Source organism: Streptomyces sp. A18 (assembly GCF_059026065.1).
The window spans coordinates 1-15,921 of sequence record NZ_JBWLKL010000025.1; the positions used below are offsets into that span (position 1 = coordinate 1).

The following is a 15,921-nucleotide window of genomic DNA, read 5'->3' on the forward strand; positions in this document are numbered from 1 at the left end:
TACGGCCGCAAGGAGGTCCGCAACTTCCTTGTCGCCAACGCCACTTACTGGTGCGAGGAGTTCCACATCGACGGCCTACGCGTCGACGCCGTCGCTTCGATGCTGTACCTCGACTACTCCCGCGAGGACGGCGAATGGACCCCGAACGCGCACGGGGGCCGCGAGAACCTCGACGCCGTCGCCTTCCTCCAGGAGATGAACGCCACCGTCTACCGCCGCGCTCCGGGCGTCGTCACGATCGCCGAGGAGTCCACGGCCTGGGACGGCGTGACCCGCGCGACGCACCACGAGGGCCCCGGCGCCCCCAACAGTCCAATACGCGGGGGCCTGGGCTTCGGCCTGAAGTGGAACATGGGGTGGATGCACGACTCGCTCGACTATGTGTCGAAGGAGCCGGTGCACCGCAAGTTCCACCACAACGAGATGACGTTCTCGATGGTGTACGCGTACAGCGAGAACTACGTCCTGCCGATCTCGCACGACGAAGTCGTGCACGGCAAGCGGTCCCTGGTGTCGAAGATGCCGGGCGACTGGTGGCAGCAGCGCGCCAACCACCGCACCTACCTGGGCTTCATGTGGGCCCACCCCGGCAAGCAACTCCTGTTCATGGGGCAGGAGTTCGCGCAGGGCGCCGAGTGGGCGGAGGGTCACGGCCCGGACTGGTGGCTGCTCGACCCCGCGTACGGGGCCGAGGCCGACCACAGGGGCGTACGCGATCTCGTACGCGACCTGAACACCGTCTACCGGAGCGAGCCGCCCCTGTGGCAGCGCGACACCGACCCCGGCGGCTTCGCCTGGGTCGAGGGCGACGCGGCCGAGGACAACGTCTTCGCGTTCCTGCGCTACGGCACCGAGGCCGCCGATGGCACGGGCGGCACACCGCTCCTCGCCGTCTCGCACTTCTCGCCGGTGGTCAGGCACCAGTACCGCCTGGGCGTGCCCGCCGAGTTCACCGCCTGGCGCGAGGTCCTGAACACGGACGCGGCGCGCTACGGCGGCGGCGACGTCACCAACCCGGACCCGGTCAAGACCGAGCCGGTGGCGTCGCACGGCCGCCCCGCGTCCCTGCGCCTCACGCTGCCACCGCTGGCTACGGTGTGGCTGCGACCTGTTTGAGCGCCACCGGCAGCTCCTCGGCGTGCAGGATGCCGAGCCGCTGCGTGGCCCGGGTCAGCGCCACATACAGGTCGCTCGTGCCGTAGCGGCCCGGCTCCACGACCAGGACCGTGTCGAACTCCAGGCCCTTCGCCTGGCGCGGGTCGATCAGTACGACCGCCCGCGTCAGGTCCGGGGCTTCCCCGGCCGTCACCCCGGGAAGCTTTCCGGCGAGCTCCTCATGCAGCTCGCGTGGTGCGATCACCGCGAGGCGGCCCTCGTCCCGCGCCTCGGCCGCCACCGCGTCGGCCACGGCCGCGGCGAGGTCGTCGGTGCGGCGCGCCCAGGGAACGACGCCCGTGGACCGCACCGAGCTGGGCGGTTGGAAGTCGGGGTACGCGACGCGGGGCACCTCGGCGGCGACATCCATGATCTCCACCGGGGTGCGGTAGTTGACGCCGAGCCGCGTGTACTCCCAGCGGTCGTCGACGTACGGCGACAGGATCGACTCCCAGGAGCCGCAGCCGCCGGCCTCCGCCGTCTGCGCGGGGTCGCCGACCAGCGTCATCGAGCGGGTCGGACAGCGTCGCATCAGCAACCGCCAGGCCATGGCGGACAGTTCCTGCGCCTCGTCCACGATGATGTGCCCGAAGGCCCACGTCCGGTCCTCAGCGGCGCGCTCGGCGGCGCTGCGGTGGTCGGCCTCCTCCTGGCGCTCGGCCATCCGCTCGGCGTCGATGATGTCGTGCGCGAGCAGGACCTCGGAGGCGTCGGCGTCGATGTCCTCCTTGTCCTCGAACTCATACGTACGGGACGCGTACGAGACGTCCAACACGCCCTGTGCGTAGGCGATCTGCTTGGCGCGCTCGGCCTCCGCCATCGCACGTGCCGCGCTGTCGTCGCTGCCGAGCAGCTCGGCGGCCTCGTCGAGCAGCGGCACGTCGGCGGCCGTCCATGCGGCGTCGCGCGGGCGGCGCACGATCTCGGCGTCCTCCTCCGAGAGGTGCGGCGTCGGCTCCTCCAGGAAGTCCGCGAGGAACTCCTCCGGGGTCAGCTGCGGCCACAACTCCTCGATGGCCGCGTGCACTTCGGGGCTCGCGGCGATCGCCTTGCCGAGCTGGGCGATGTCGTCGGGGCCCAGGAAGTTGGGGCCGCCGTACGGGTCGGCGCCGAGGCGCTCGGCCAGCTGCTCGGTGAGCATGTCGATGACACGGAAGGCGAAGTGCGGTCGGCCGAGATTGTGCGGGACGTCCGCGTCGCGGGCCGCCGCGCGGGCTTCCTCGGCGATCGTCCAGTCCAGGACGAGGTCGCCGTCGTCGTGCTCGATGATCAGCGGGAAGCCGGGCTCGGGCGTCCGCTGCCGGTCGCGCAGGGCGGCGGCAAGCACGTCCGCCATCTCCGCGCGGCCCTTCACCTCGGTGGCCTCGGGCGTCTCGGTGCCGGTGGCGCTCACGCCGGGGAACAGCTCACCGACGGTCGAGAGGAGCACGCCCGTCTCGCCGAGCGCGGGCAGGACCTCGCCGATGTAGCCGAGGAAGGCGGGGTTCGGGCCGACGATCAGGACCGCGCGCTTGGCGAGCAGCTGACGGTGGGCATAGAGGAGGAACGCGGCGCGGTGCAGCGCCACGACGGTCTTGCCCGTGCCGGGTCCGCCCTCGACGACGAGGACGCCCTGGTGCGGGGCGCGGATGATGCGATCCTGCTCGGCCTGGATGGTCTGCACGATGTCGTGCATGCGTCCGGTGCGGGCCGAGTCGAGCGACGCGAGCAGCACCTCGTCGGCGTCGGCGCCCTCGTACCCGGTGCGGGTGTCGTCGCTGAGGTCGAGGATCTCGTCGTGCAGGGCCGTGACGTCGCGGCCCTGCGTGGTGATGTGTCTGCGCCGGCGGAGCCCCATCGGCGTATGCCCGGTCGCGAGATAGAAGGGGCGTGCGACATCGGCACGCCAATCGATCACGAGTGGGGTGCGTTCGGTGTCGGACGCGCGGATTCCGATGCGCCCGATGTGGTGATCACGGCCGTCGCGGAATTCGAGCCTCCCGAAGCAGAGTCCGTTCTCTCCCGCGTCGAAGGCGGCCAGCAGTCCGGACCGCTCGGCCACCAGGACGTCACGCTCAAGCCTGGCCTGCAGACCGTTGCCGACCTGCGACAACGACGCCTGCACGGCGGCCTCGGCCTCCTCGCGCAGCGCGTCGAGGCGCGCGTACAGCCCGGAGACGAATTGCTGCTCTTTCCGCAATTCCTCGGTTGACAATTCAGCCCCTCGCCAGTTACAGTGCTCTTATACAGATTCTCGCGATTTCCGTCTGCCCAAATGGTCCAGGGGTCGCGAAAGGATCCAATATACGCGAAGGAATACCCCGGACGTCAATTCGTCCGGGGTATTTCTTTTGCACCCGTGCAGGCCGGCCCCATGCGGGTCGGGCTTATGGAGGTCAGAGCACTTCGGCCTCGCTCAGCTCGGCGAGCAGCTTGCGCTTGGGCCGCGCGCCCACCATGGACTTCACCGGCTCACCGCCCCGGAACACCAGGAGGGACGGCACCGAGAGGATCCCGTACGCCATCGCCGTCCGCGGATTGTGGTCCACGTCCAGCTGCACGATCTTGACCCGGCCCGCCTCCTCGCGCGAGATCTCGCTGAGCACCGGCGCGAGCTGACGGCACGGTCCGCACCACTCGGCCCCGAACTCCACGAGCACGGGCAGTTCCGCCTTGAGCACCTCCCCCTCGAAGTCCGCGTCCGTCACCTCGGCCACGCCGTCCGCCTTGACCATCCCCATGCCCGCACTCCCTCTCATCGGCCCATCAGGTCAGCTCGCACCGCGGGTCCGGGCCCCCCGGAACCGCCGCCTCGGCGCGCACCAGCTGCGCACCCACCTGTTCGCGCACCGCAGTCAACTCGCTGATCAGCGCGTCGAGTTCACCGATCTTGCGGCGGTAGACGTCGAGTGACGCGGGGCAGGAGTCGCCCGCGGGGTGACCCGATCGCAGACACTCCACGAACGGCCGCGTCTCCTCCAGATCGAACCCGAAGTCCTGCAGGGTCCTGATCTGCTCCAGGAGACGCACGTCATCCTCGTCGTAGGTGCGGTAGCCGTTGCCACTGCGACGGGCGGGCAACAGCCCCCGTGACTCGTAGTACCGAAGCGTCCGCGTGGTGGTGCCGGCCCGCTCCGCAAGTTCGCCGATGCGCATGCGTACGACGGTAATCCTTGACGCAGGCGTCAAGGCCAGCGCGGCTCGTCAGCGGGCTTTCGGCGGCTGATGCAGGCCGAAGGAGGAGCCCTGGTCGTCCTTGCACAGCCGGAACCGGCCGAAGGCGGCGTCCGACTCGTCGCTCTCGCCGCCGATGGGCGCCTCGACGGTGCCGCCCAGCTTGATGACGTTGGCCAGGGCCGTGTCCAGGTCGTCGACCTGGAAGAACAGATAGGGCGCGGCGCCCGCGTCGCCCCCGTGCATGCCACCGGACACACCCGGGGTCCCGATCACATACCCCTGCCCGGACGGCCCCGGCTCGAAGGACCAGCCGAGCAGCTCCCCGTAGAAGGCCCGCCCCCGCTCGGGGTCCTCGACACCGATCTCGAAGAAGCTCGGTTCACCAGTCATCTCACGGCTCCTGCTCTGTGACGGCGGTCACTTTCACCGTACGCCGCCGAGGGCTCAGCCCGCTTGGCGTACGGCCTCGATCGTGGCCGTCCACCCGTCCGCGCCATGTCCCTTGGCGATGGCCCGGTCCAGGACGGCCTTGATGCCGTTCAGGGCCTCCACGTCCAGACCCCGGTGTTCGGAGGCGTGGATGATGTGGTCGACATTGACGGCTTCCGTGGCGAGCGGGGCCTGCTCGCCCGGGTACCGGTTGGAGTCGACCTCGACCGCCGTCGACTCGATGGCCTCCGGGAAGATGGAGAGCAGGGCGCTCAGATAGGGCGCGAGCTCCGCGCCCTTCACGCCGTCCGCCCCGGCCAGCGCGAACGCGTGCACGAGGCCGGACATGCTGGTCCAGAAGAAGTCGAGCAGGGCGTTGTCGTAGACGGCCGCGAGACCGTGGTCCTCACCGAGGTAGACGGTGTGGCCGCCGAGCACCTTGAGCGTGTCCTCGTGCCGCTCGTACACGGACCTCGGACCGCTGTGGAAGAGCAGCGCGTCAGCCGTGCCGATCACGGTCACCGGCACCAGGATCGCGCCGTCCAGGTAGTCGATGCCGTGCTCGGCGGCCCAGGCGGCGGCCTCGCGCGACCGCTCCGGGGTGTCCGACGTGAGGTTGACCAGGACGCGCCCCGGCAGTTCCCGGGCGATCGGGGCGAGCACCGCCCGCGAGGCGTCGTAGTCGTAGAGGCAGACGACCACCACGTCCGAGGCGCGCACCGCCTCGGCCGCGGTGTCGGTACGCGTGGCTCCGCCGGCGACCAGGGCGTCGCCCTTGCCCGGCGTGCGGTTCCAGATGGTGGTGGGGTGCCCGGCCGCGAGGAAGACACCGGCGAGGGCCTGGCCCATGGCGCCGAGGCCGAGGACGGCCACAGAGGTCTTGGGCCGCTGATCAGTCGTGTCAGTGGTGTTGGTCGTGTTGGTCGTGTTGGTCGTGTTGGTCATGACGACCATGCTTGGCGAGCGCACGCAGGCCCACAAGTACCGACTAATTGGTCAGGTACTTACGAAAAGGTAAGCAGGCAGGGGGACTTGAGGCCCCGTGCGGCCCTGCGGCCGGCCCGTGGATCAGCCGAAGTCGAGTTCCCCGTACGCCCTCTTCAGTTCGCAGAAGTCCTGGACGCCCGCCATCAGCACCACCCCGACCCACAGCCGCCCCGCCGCCTCACCCTTCGGCGCGGGCGAGACGACCGGGCCGAAGACGGCACCGACCCCCGGGACGGAGAGCACCGGCGTCCCGACGTCGGGGCCGACCAGCGCGATGCCCTGCTCGTGCGACGACCGCACGGCGGCGTCGTACTCCTGTGTCCAGGCCACCGCGGCGAGCTCCGGGGGCAGTCCGGAGTCGGCGAGCGCCCGCTCGGTGCCGTCCCACTCGCCCCGCTCGTGCAGCCGCACCCCGAGCGCGTCGAAGAACCTCCCCAGCGCCTCGTTGCCGTACCGCCCGGACACGGCCGCGCAGACCCTGCCAGGACCCCGCATGTAGTCGCCCCACTGGCCATCGGGGTCCTCGGGGTCGACGTCGAGGTGTTCGTTCAGGACCGAGAGGCTCATCACCCGCCACCGCACGGTGACGTCCCGCACCCGCTCGACCTCGCGGATCCACCGGGAGGTCAGCCAGGTGTACGGGCACACGGGGTCGAACCAGAAGTCGACGTTCGGCTGCGGCGCGCTCATCCGTCCACCGTACGGCCAACACATCGACGCCTTCGGGAAGTTGACGCGTCAGGGTCATTGACGCCCGGCATGTCTGCAACTACAAAATCCGGAGAGCATCCTGAGAGCGCTCTCACCGAGCTCTTACCGGTACGCACACTCCCCCCACGGAGGTGTTCCATGAGCACCACTCGCATCAGCCGCTTCACCAGATCCCCCCGCACCGTCCCCCTCCTGGCCGGTCTGGCCGCCGTCGGCCTGCTCGGCGCCCTGATGATGCCCGGCACCGCACGCGGCGACGTCCCACCGGCGCCCGGCTGGTCGCTGGAGTGGAGCGACGACTTCAACGGCGCCGCGGGCTCACGGCCCTCCGCCGACAACTGGCAGATCGACCTCGGGCACAACTACCCGGGCGGTCCGGCCAATTGGGGCACGGGCGAGATCCAGTCGTACACGGACTCCCCCGACAACCTCGCCCTTGACGGAAACGGCAGCCTCCGGATCACCCCGCGCAGAGACGGCGCGGGCAACTGGACATCGGCCCGCATCGAGACGAAACGCTCCGACTTCAAGGCACCGGAGGGCGGCACGCTCGCCATCGAGGGCCGCATCCAGATGCCGGACATCACCGGGGAGAGCGCGCTCGGCTACTGGCCCGCCTTCTGGGCACTCGGCGCGCCCTACCGCGGCAACTACCAGAACTGGCCGTCGATCGGCGAGTTCGACGTCATGGAGAACGTGAACGGCATCAACTCGGTCTGGGGTGTGCTGCACTGCGGCGTGAACCCGGGAGGCGACTGCAACGAGACGCAGGGACTGGGCGCCAACCGCGCCTGTTCCGGGGCGAGTTGTCAGTCGGCATTCCACACCTACCGCTTCGAATGGGACCGCTCGGCGACCCCGAACCAGCTCCGCTGGTACGTGGACGGGGAGCAGTTCCACACGCTTTCCCAGGACCGCTTCTCCGCCACCACGTGGTCCAACATGACGGACCACGCGGGCTACTTCATCCTGCTGAACGTCGCGATGGGTGGCGCCTTCCCCGACGGTGTCGCGGGCAGGGCGACTCCGGTCGCGCAGACGGAGCCGGGGAAGGCGATGGCGGTGGACTACGTGGCGGTGTGGACGAAGCGGCCGTGACTCCGCGCAGAGGTCAGCCGAGCTGACTCCGCGCCGAGGTGAGCCGAGCTGACTCCGCGCAGAGGTCAGCCGAGCCGAGGTCAGCCGAGCTTCATCACACCGATGGCCTGATCGGCCATGCCCTTCTCGCCGATGGCGTTGGGGTGCACCGGGACGAAGTTCGTGCCGAACAGCACGGGCTCGATCCAGCGCGTGCCCTTCGGTTTGCACGCGTCGTGCCCCTCCGAGGCGGCGGCCATGTCGACGAACGTGGCACCCGTCTCGGAGGCGGCGCGCTGCACGGCCCGGTTCAAGTGGGCCTGCAGGTCGCGCAGATAGGGCACGTCACCGGTCGCGATCGGCATCTTGGCGAAGCAGGTGGGGTCGGCCTCGGCCGGGACGATCCAGGGGTAACCGAGGATGCCGACGCGGGCGTTGGGGGCCTTGTCCTTGATCGCCCGCAGGGCGGTCTTCAGGGCTGGGTACGTACTGGCGTCGATCTCCTTGGTGAACTTGTCCCCGTTGGCGTCCTTGCAGGGGCTGCCCTTGCCGCCGGAGAGGACTCCCGCGGAGCCGCAGGCGACGATCGCGCCGATGAAGGTGTTGTTGTCGTTGCCGCCGATGGTCAGCGTCACGACATCGGTATCGGCGTCGACGGCGTCGAGCTGCGGGGCGACGCCGGGGTACTGCGACCCCGCGAAGTCCTTGGTCTGGGCCCCGCCGCAGGTCACGTCGGTGAGCTCGGCGCCGGTGCGCTGGGCCACGACGTGCGGGTAGTTGGCCGTGGAGCGCGCGCAGAGGAGCGGCGCGGTCGGGTCGAGCGGAAGGATGCCGGATCCGGCGCTGAAGCTGTCGCCGAGGGCGACGTAGTCGAGCTGGTCGCCGCCGGTCGCCTGGGCGGGGGCGGCCAGGCCGATGGTGGCGGTCGCGGTGGCGGCGAGGGCGGCTGCGAGGCGGAGGGATCGGGAGCGTGTACGGGTGAGGGTGCGGGTCGCCATCTGGAGTCTCCTTTGAATCCGATGGGGGGTAAGCCCCGGAGAGGAGCGAGCAGGCCGCAGTCACCAACAGCCGTACTGGGCAAGGGGGTTGGGCAGGCTTCAGCGGCTTTTGGCGCGTCTCAGTGGTACAACGCTGAAGTTACTGGCAGGTTTGAATAACAGTCAACAGTTTGCGCACGCGCCCACCTAGATGGCGGAACCCTCATCGAGCACACGGCGCAACAGCCCGCAGAATTCCTCCACGGCCCCCGGCTCCGGCTCAGCACCCTCGGCGAACATCGCCATCTGGAGAGCGGGCCCGTACACGCCGCCGTGGCGGTCGATGTCGGACGTACGGGCGGCCTGCACGACGAAGTGGAGGTGGCCGGGCACGCGCCCGGCATGCGACCAGAGGCAGACGTACACCTGCTCGCACTCGTCGCCAACCGCCATGCGCACGGCGGCGGTTACCCGTGTGAGCAACGGACCGAGCTCGGCGCCTTCCTCGACGCCGAGCTCGTGTACGCCCGTGATGTGCCGCAGCGGTTTGACGATGAGGGTGCCGACGCCGAGGGGCCCTGTGCAGTGCTCGACGGTCCAGTGCGCCGTGCGCAGCAGGGTGCCGCCGGGCAGCGGTGCGGTGCCGTCGGCGAGTGCGCACGCGAGGCAGTCGCGGCTCTTCCCCGGCAACTTGACCTCCCCGTGGTCCTGGGCGAGGTGCTGCCTCAATCGTCCCGCCGCTTCGCGCCGGATCTTCCCCACCCGCCGACCCGCTTACCCCTCGGCTCGCACCAGACGTAGGGCAACGACGTCTCCACGGGGCAATCGGCTGGGTGGGAGAACATCCGCCGCGACGCCGCGGCTCAGGAAGGAACGGCGCCGCACCCGAACCCCGGGTTCCAGTCCGCGACTACCGCCGCCCCGCAGCCTCGGGGATCTCCGCAGCCTCCGGAGCCCCTGCGGAATCCTCGGCTCCCGCCTCGCTCACCGCAGTCGCCCCCTTCCGCCGCCCCGGCAGCAACACAGCGACCACAACACTCCCTACGCCCAGAATCACCGCACCGACGAGACTGGTGTGGGCCACTGCGCCAGAGAACGCCGAGCCCACCGCATCCGCCATCTGGTGCGCGCCCCCGGCGAGTTCCTGCGCCTGCGCCTTGAGCTGCGCCGCCTCCTGGGGCGAGGAAGCCCCCGCCGCCTTCTCCTGGAGCGCACGCGCCTGCTCGGCGATGCCCTGGGCGACGCCGTTGCCCGCGCCCACCGAGTCCTGAGCGGTGTCCAGCGCGGAGGCGGGAAGCTTGCTGCCCGCTGTCTCGTCGGCCAGCTTCGACCCGTACGAACTCGCGAGGACCGAGCCGAGGACCGCGATCCCCAGCGAACCGCCCAGCTCCAGCGAGGTGTCGTTCACCGCGCCGCCCACGCCGAGCTCGGACTCGGGGAACGCGCCCATGATGACGTCCGTGCACGGCGAGACGGCGAAGCCCAGGGAGAGGCCGAGGATGACCAGCGGCGCCACGAAGTCGCCGTACGTGGAGCCCGCCTCTATCCGCGTGAGCAGGGCCAGCGCGACCGTGCCGCCCACCATGCCCGCCACCACCATCACCTTGCCGCCGATCCGCGGCGCGAGGATCCCGGTGACCGCCGAGCCGACGAACACCGCTCCGGCCAGCGGCAGCATGCGGACGCCGGTCTCCAGCGGGTCGTAGTCGAGGACGAACTGGAGGTGCTGGGTCAGGTAGTAGAAGGCGCCGAAGACCGCGAGGAAGAAGAGCGCCACGGCGAGGTTCGAGCCCGCGAAGGCGCGCTGCGTGAACTTGCGTACGTCCAGGACCGGGCGCGGGTGCTTCAGCTCCCAGACGACGAAGGCGATCAGACCGAGGCCCGCCACGACCGCGGCCGAGATGGCGCGCGCGCCCCAGCCGAAGTGCGGGCCGTCGATGATCATGAAGATCAGGGAGCCCACCCAGACGACCGAGAGCAGTCCGCCCACGTAGTCGATCCGGCCGTGCCGCGCCGCCTTGGAGGGCGGTACGAGGACGAACGCGCCCACGATCGCGAGCACCGCCACCGGGATGTTGATCAGGAACGTCGCGTGCCAGCCGTTGTCGCGCAGGAGCGCGCCCGCGATCAACGGACCCGCCGCGATCGCGATGCCGGACGTGGCCGCCCAGATGGTGATCGCCTTGGCCCGCTCGGCGCGGGGAAAGGTCGCCGCGAGCAGGGAGAGCGTCGCGGGCATGATCAGCGCCGCCCCCACGCCCATCACCGCGCGGACCACGATGACCGCCGTCGAGCTGTCGACCACCGAGCCGGCGGCGGCGCCGACGGACATGATCAGCAGGCCGAGCACGAGGGCGCCCCTGCGGCTGTACTTGTCGCCGATCGCGCCGAGCAGCAGCATCAGCGCGGCGTACGGGACGGTGTAGGCGTCGATGACCCACTGCAGGTCGGAGCTGGACAGGCCGAGGTCCATCGTCATGTCCGGCGCGGCCACGGTCAGCGCGGTGTTCGCCATCACCGCGATCAGCAGACTCAGGCAGAGCACGCCGAGGGCCCACCAGCGGCGGGCGTACGGACGGTCCATCCGTTCGACCGGTTCCTTGATCAGTAGAGGCATCTGAGGCCACCCGTCCCTTCTTGCACATGACTGTGCAAATACACACTACTGTGCAAGATACCCGATGTTGCACAGCAGTGTGCAAGTGGGGTGGGCGAGGGCCTCGGCGAGTGGGCAGAATGGGGCCATGAATCCCCGCCCCGCGAGCAGCGTCAGAGCCGACGCCAACCGCCGCCGCATCCTCGACGTCGCCGTCGCGGAGCTGCTGCGCGACCCCGACGCGTCCATGGACCAGATCGCGCGCGCCGCGGGCGTGGTGCGGCGGACGGTCTACGGGCACTTCCCCAGCCGTGACGTGCTGATCGAGGCGATCGTGGAGCGGGCCGTCGCGGCGGTGGAGAGCGCGCACGAGGCGGGCCGCGCGGGCATCGACGACCCCGCGGAGGCGGTGGCCGGTTCACTGCTCGCCGTCTGGGACGTCGCCGACCGCTACCGCCTGCTGCTCTCGCTCTCCCATCGGAGCGTCACGATGGGAAGCATCCGCGAACGGCTCGGCCGTGTACACGAGTCCGGCCTGGAGACGTTCCAACGCGGCCTGGACGACGGCACGTTCGTGTCGCCGCTGCCGACGCGGGCGCTCGGCTACGTACTCGAAGGGATCCTGTTCTCCGTGATGGAGGCCGTGAACGACGGTGTCGTACCGGCCGAAAAGGCGGGCAGGTCCACCGCGATCACGTTTCTGACCGCGGCGGGCCTGCCCGCCTCGAAGGCCACCGAGCTGGTGACCGGGGTCGCCGACCGAAGGGCCGCGACCACCGACGGCAAGGTCTAGGCCGTCAGGGACTTCTTCTCGACGCTGTCCGGCTGGGCCGGTATGGCGTCCGCCGTCTCCTGGTCCGGCTCACCGAAGTCGTGGGCGCTGTCGTCCAGGAGCGTCTTCTCGTCGAACGGCAGCCGTCCCGCGAGGACGTCGTCGACCCGCTGCCGGTCGACCTCCTTGGTCCACGTACCGATCAGGAGGGTCGCCACCGCGTTGCCCGCGAAGTTGGTCAGGGCACGGGCCTCGCTCATGAAGCGGTCGACGCCGATGATCAGGCCGACGCCGTCCACCAGGGCCGGCTTGTGCGACTGCAGGCCACTGGCCAGGACCGCGATGCCGGAACCGGAGACACCCGCCGCGCCCTTGGACGCGATCATCATGAAGAGGAGCAGGGAGATCTGCTCGCCGACGCCGAGGGGCTGGTCCATCGCCTCGGCGATGAAGAGCGACGACATGGTCAGGTAGATCATCGTGCCGTCGAGGTTGAACGAGTAGCCCGTCGGGACGGTGATGCCGACGACCGGGCGGCTGACACCCAGGTGCTCCATCTTCGCGATGAGCCGCGGCAGCGCGGACTCGGACGAGGAGGTGGAGAGGATGAGCAGGAACTCGCGGCCCAGGTACTTCAGGAGCTTGAAGAGGTTGACGCCGGTCACCAGGCGCAGCAGCGAGCCGAGCACGATCAGGATGAACAGCGCACAGGTGACGTAGAACCCGATCATGATCGTGGCAAGCGCCTTCAGGGCGTCCGTGCCGGTCTCGCCGACCACCGCCGCCATCGCGCCGAACGCGCCGACCGGGGCGGCCCACATGATCATGCCGAGTACGCGGAAGACCAGCTTCTGGATGTGCCCGATGCCGCGCAGGATCGGCTCCCCGGAGCGGCCCATGGCCTGCAGCGCGAAGCCCACGAGCAGCGCGACCAGCAGCGTCTGCAGCACCTCGCCCTCGGTGAAGGCCGAGACGAGCGTCTTCGGGATGACGCCGAGCGCGAAGTCGACGAGCCCCTTGTCCGCCTCTTCGGCCGCGGTGTGGCCCGCGCCCTTGTCGGAGTCGGAGATGTCCATGCCCGAGCCCGGGTGCAGGATGTTGCCGACGAGCAGGCCGATGGCGAGCGCGACGACCGACATGGCGACGAAGTAGCCGAGCGCGAGACCGCCGACCTTGCCGACCTTGGCCGCCTTACGGACCGAGCCGACGCCCAGGACGATCGTGCAGAAGATGATGGGCGAGATCATCATCTTGATCAGGTTCACGAAGCCGGTACCGACCGGCTTGAGCTCCTTGGCGAAGTCGGGGACGAGCAGGCCGACACCGACACCGAGGACCACGGCGATGATGACGGCTATGTACAGATAGTGGGTCCGGTCCCGCTTGGCTGCGGGTGCCGGTGCCACCTGGCTGTCGGTGGTGTCGGCCACGAGGGCCCTCCTTGAACGACTACGTCGGCGTTTTTCGGCCAGTGCGTGCGGCTCACGTTCTGGGCAGGCTGATCCCGGTGACTATCTCTCGCCCTTGTGAGGGCGGTCACCCTTACGTTCATTTAGTTCGCACTTATACGGCGAGGCAGACTGGCAGCATGCCCCTCGCCCACCCGCCCAGACCGCGCAGTCTCGCCGGTCAGCTCTTCGCGATGCAGATCGTGCTGGTCACCGTCGTGGTGGCCGGATGTGCGCTCTTCACGTTCCTGAGCGACCGGCAGCAGGCCGAGGAGGGCGCGCGCCGCCAGGCGACGGCCGCGGCGCGGGCGGTCGCGGACTCTCCCTCGGTACGTGAAGCCGCGCGGGGCCAGAACCCGACGGAGGCCCTCCAGCCGTACGCGAGCGACGTGCGCCGGCACACCGGGGTCGACTTCGTCACGATCATGGACCCGGACGGCATCCGCTGGACGCACCCGAACGAGGAGCAGATCGGCGAGCGGTTCCTCGGCCACCGGGCGGACGCCCTGCGGGGCAAGACCTTCACCGAGACGTACACGGGGACGCTCGGCCCCTCCGTGCGCGTGGTCACCCCGATCCTGGCCGGCGACGGCAGCGACCGCATCACCGGCCTGGTCAGCGCGGGCATCACCATCGAGGAGATCAGCCAGAAGGCGCGCGGCCAGCTGCTCGCCCTGCTCGGTGTCGCCGCGGGCGCGCTGGCGCTCGGCGGACTCGGTACGTACGTGATCAACGCCCGACTGCGCCGCCACACCCACGGCATGAACGCCACCGAGCTGAGCCGCATGCACGACTACCACGAGGCCGCGCTGCACGCGGTGCGTGAGGGACTGCTGATGCTGGACGGACAGCGGCGCATCGCCCTCATCAACGACGGAGGGCGCGAGCTGCTCGGCGTATCGGGCGACCTGGTCGGCAAGAACGTCGCCGAGCTCGGCCTGCCCGTGCCCCTGACGGGCGCGCTGCTCGCGGCCGAGCCGCGGGTGGACGAGCTGCACCTGACGGCGGACCGGGTGGTCGTCGTCAACACGTCGCCCGTGTCGAGCGGTGAGCGCCGGGGCACGGTGGTCACGTTCCGCGACCACACAGAGCTCCAGGCGCTGACCGGCGAGCTGGACTCGGAGCGCGGCTTCACGCGCGCCCTGCGCTCCCAGGCGCACGAGGCGGCGAACCGGCTGCACACGGTGGTGTCCCTCATCGAGCTCGGCCGCGCCGACGACGCGGTCGACTTCGCCACGGCGGAGCTGGAGCTCGCGCAGACGCTGACGGACCAGGTGGTCGCCGCGGTGAACGAGCCGGTCCTCGCGGCCCTGCTCCTGGGCAAAGCGGCCCAGGCGAACGAACACGGCGTGGAGCTCGTCGTCTCCCCCGACAGCAGCATCGACGACGGGATGCTGCCCGCGGACCTGCCGGCGCGCGACCTGGTGACGGTCCTGGGCAACCTGATCGACAACGCGGTGGACGCGGCCCAGGGCTCGCCCGCGGCCCGCGTGACGGTGACGGCACGCGCGGACGAGGCAGGCCTGACGCTGCGGGTGTCGGACACCGGCCCCGGGGTGGACCCCGCCCACACGGAGGCGGTCTTCGAACGCGGCTGGTCGACCAAGGCCACGGCGGGCCGCGGCCTCGGCCTCGCCCTGGTCCACCAGACGGTGACGAAGCACGAGGGGACACTTAGGGTGCGGGAGGCGGCCGGGGGCGGCGCCGAGTTCGAGGTGTACCTGCGGATGACCGCGTCGGCCGCGCCCACGACGACGCCGGGTGCCGATGAAGAGGCGTCCAGTACACAGGGCGCAGCAGACGGAGGCACCAAGTGACAGAGCCGATCCGGGTCTTGGTCGTCGAAGACGACGAGGTAGCCGCGGACGCCCACGTGCTCTACGTGAACCGCATCCCCGGCTTCCACGCCGTGGGCAAGGCGCACAGCGCCGCCGAGGCGAAACGCGCCCTGGACCGCACGGAGGTGGACCTGCTCCTCCTGGACCTCCACCTCCCCGACGGCCACGGCCTCCAGCTGGCCCGCACCCTGCGCGCCGCGGGCCACCGCACGGACGTCATCGCCGTCACATCGGCCCGCGATCTCGCGGTCGTACGCGAGGGCGTCTCCCTCGGCGTCGTCCAGTACGTACTGAAGCCCTTCACCTTCGCCACCCTGCGCGACCGCCTCACCCGCTACGCCGAGTTCCGCACCGCCGCGGGCGAGGCCACCGGCCAGGACGAGGTGGACCGCGCCCTGGCCACCCTCCGCGCGCCCGGCCCCGCCGCGCTGCCCAAAGGGCTCAGCGGCCCCACCCTGGAGCGGGTGACGCGCACCCTGCGCGACGCACCCGCCGAGGGCGTCACCGCCGCGGTCGCCGCCGAGACCGTGGGGATCTCCCGCATCACCGCGCGCCGCTACCTGGAGCACCTGGTCACCACGGGCCGCGCCGCCCGCACCCCGCAGTACGGCCAGGTCGGCCGCCCCGAGTACGCCTACCGCTGGCTCACGTCGGCCACCTGAGCGCTGCCGTACGGGGACGGCACTGCCCGGTGCGCGATTCTTGGGTTGTCATGCGCGGTTCTTGGATTCCCCAGAGAACTTAGGCTTACCTAACTAGAGTGGACCTGTCGATG

14 protein-coding genes and 1 pseudogene are annotated in these 15,921 nt (G+C 70.3%); 5 read left to right on the forward strand and 10 right to left on the reverse strand.

Going from position 1 to position 15,921, the window contains the following annotated elements; all coding sequences use genetic code 11:
- The coding region (glgB, locus tag AC5P1C_RS29750) for a 1,4-alpha-glucan branching enzyme (RefSeq protein ID WP_493869032.1) at window positions 1-1,116 on the forward strand (1,116 nt) is incomplete at its 5' end.
- On the opposite strand, the gene AC5P1C_RS29755 is transcribed toward glgB, so the two are convergent.
- The 6 genes from AC5P1C_RS29755 to AC5P1C_RS29780 all read right to left on the reverse strand — a co-directional run bounded on the left by AC5P1C_RS29755 (window position 1,091) and on the right by AC5P1C_RS29780 (window position 6,417).
- Entirely contained in the window at window positions 1,091-3,349 is a 2,259-nt protein-coding gene (locus AC5P1C_RS29755) for a HelD family protein (RefSeq protein ID WP_493869033.1), read from the reverse strand. The two genes, glgB and AC5P1C_RS29755, sit on opposite strands and share 26 nt — an antisense overlap.
- 181 nt (window positions 3,350-3,530) lie before the next feature.
- A complete protein-coding gene (trxA, locus tag AC5P1C_RS29760) occupies window positions 3,531-3,869 on the reverse strand; it encodes a thioredoxin (RefSeq protein ID WP_493869128.1) in 339 nt (112 codons plus the stop codon).
- A gap of 31 nt (window positions 3,870-3,900) precedes the next feature.
- On the reverse strand, window positions 3,901-4,290 hold the full coding sequence (locus AC5P1C_RS29765) for a MerR family transcriptional regulator (protein WP_493869034.1): 390 nt from the start codon (window positions 4,288-4,290) through the stop codon (window positions 3,901-3,903).
- Window positions 4,291-4,338: 48 nt separating this feature from the next.
- Complete coding sequence (locus tag AC5P1C_RS29770) at window positions 4,339-4,701, reverse strand: VOC family protein (RefSeq protein ID WP_493869035.1); 363 nt, start codon at window positions 4,699-4,701, stop codon at window positions 4,339-4,341.
- Window positions 4,702-4,755: 54 nt separating this feature from the next.
- Window positions 4,756-5,685 carry an NAD(P)-dependent oxidoreductase gene (locus tag AC5P1C_RS29775; protein ID WP_493869036.1) on the reverse strand — a complete coding sequence of 310 codons (930 nt, stop codon included), beginning with the start codon at window positions 5,683-5,685 and terminating at the stop codon, window positions 4,756-4,758.
- A gap of 123 nt (window positions 5,686-5,808) precedes the next feature.
- A complete protein-coding gene (locus AC5P1C_RS29780) occupies window positions 5,809-6,417 on the reverse strand; it encodes a mycothiol-dependent nitroreductase Rv2466c family protein (RefSeq protein WP_493869037.1) in 609 nt (202 codons plus the stop codon).
- A 159-nt stretch (window positions 6,418-6,576) separates the two neighbouring features.
- Between AC5P1C_RS29780 and AC5P1C_RS29785 the strand changes: the two are divergent.
- Window positions 6,577-7,527, forward strand: a pseudogene (locus AC5P1C_RS29785) (glycoside hydrolase family 16 protein); the annotation flags it as partial.
- Window positions 7,528-7,616: 89 nt separating this feature from the next.
- On the opposite strand, the gene AC5P1C_RS29790 reads toward AC5P1C_RS29785, so the two are convergent.
- From AC5P1C_RS29790 to AC5P1C_RS29800, 3 genes are all read right to left on the reverse strand, one after another.
- Window positions 7,617-8,513, reverse strand: a complete 897-nt coding sequence (locus AC5P1C_RS29790; RefSeq protein ID WP_493869038.1) for an SGNH/GDSL hydrolase family protein — start codon at window positions 8,511-8,513, stop codon at window positions 7,617-7,619.
- A gap of 186 nt (window positions 8,514-8,699) precedes the next feature.
- A complete protein-coding gene (locus AC5P1C_RS29795; protein WP_493869039.1) occupies window positions 8,700-9,182 on the reverse strand; it encodes an HIT family protein in 483 nt (160 codons plus the stop codon).
- A gap of 220 nt (window positions 9,183-9,402) precedes the next feature.
- Window positions 9,403-11,109: an MFS transporter gene (locus AC5P1C_RS29800; RefSeq protein WP_493869040.1), complete on the reverse strand. Its 1,707-nt coding sequence runs from the start codon at window positions 11,107-11,109 to the stop codon at window positions 9,403-9,405.
- A gap of 127 nt (window positions 11,110-11,236) precedes the next feature.
- Here AC5P1C_RS29800 and AC5P1C_RS29805 point away from each other — a divergent pair, with 127 nt between their 5' ends.
- Window positions 11,237-11,881 (forward strand): TetR/AcrR family transcriptional regulator, encoded by a 645-nt coding sequence (locus AC5P1C_RS29805; RefSeq protein ID WP_493869041.1) that lies wholly within the window; start codon window positions 11,237-11,239, stop codon window positions 11,879-11,881.
- On the opposite strand, the gene AC5P1C_RS29810 is transcribed toward AC5P1C_RS29805, so the two are convergent.
- Window positions 11,878-13,266 (reverse strand): cation:dicarboxylate symporter family transporter, encoded by a 1,389-nt coding sequence (locus AC5P1C_RS29810; RefSeq protein ID WP_493869129.1) that lies wholly within the window; start codon window positions 13,264-13,266, stop codon window positions 11,878-11,880. The genes AC5P1C_RS29805 and AC5P1C_RS29810 overlap by 4 nt on opposite strands.
- Before the next feature lie 182 nt (window positions 13,267-13,448).
- Here AC5P1C_RS29810 and AC5P1C_RS29815 point away from each other — a divergent pair, with 182 nt between their 5' ends.
- Both AC5P1C_RS29815 and AC5P1C_RS29820 read left to right on the forward strand, forming a co-directional pair.
- Window positions 13,449-15,125, forward strand: a complete 1,677-nt coding sequence (locus AC5P1C_RS29815) for a sensor histidine kinase (RefSeq protein ID WP_493869042.1) — start codon at window positions 13,449-13,451, stop codon at window positions 15,123-15,125.
- Window positions 15,122-15,808 (forward strand): response regulator, encoded by a 687-nt coding sequence (locus AC5P1C_RS29820; RefSeq protein ID WP_493869043.1) that lies wholly within the window; start codon window positions 15,122-15,124, stop codon window positions 15,806-15,808. The genes AC5P1C_RS29815 and AC5P1C_RS29820 overlap by 4 nt, the downstream gene beginning before the upstream one ends.
- Window positions 15,809-15,921: the final 113 nt, after the last annotated feature.

Coding starts and splice junctions, on each gene's coding strand:
- AC5P1C_RS29815 (WP_493869042.1), top strand. CDS start 13,449: ATGCCCCTCGCCCACCCGCCCAGACCGCGCAGTCTCGCCGGTCAGCTC.
- AC5P1C_RS29770 (WP_493869035.1), bottom strand. CDS start 4,701: ATGACTGGTGAACCGAGCTTCTTCGAGATCGGTGTCGAGGACCCCGAG.
- AC5P1C_RS29790 (WP_493869038.1), bottom strand. CDS start 8,513: ATGGCGACCCGCACCCTCACCCGTACACGCTCCCGATCCCTCCGCCTC.
- AC5P1C_RS29765 (WP_493869034.1), bottom strand. CDS start 4,290: ATGCGCATCGGCGAACTTGCGGAGCGGGCCGGCACCACCACGCGGACG.
- trxA (WP_493869128.1), bottom strand. CDS start 3,869: ATGGTCAAGGCGGACGGCGTGGCCGAGGTGACGGACGCGGACTTCGAG.
- AC5P1C_RS29805 (WP_493869041.1), top strand. CDS start 11,237: ATGAATCCCCGCCCCGCGAGCAGCGTCAGAGCCGACGCCAACCGCCGC.
- AC5P1C_RS29775 (WP_493869036.1), bottom strand. CDS start 5,685: ATGACCAACACGACCAACACGACCAACACGACCAACACCACTGACACG.
- AC5P1C_RS29800 (WP_493869040.1), bottom strand. CDS start 11,109: ATGCCTCTACTGATCAAGGAACCGGTCGAACGGATGGACCGTCCGTAC.
- AC5P1C_RS29780 (WP_493869037.1), bottom strand. CDS start 6,417: ATGAGCGCGCCGCAGCCGAACGTCGACTTCTGGTTCGACCCCGTGTGC.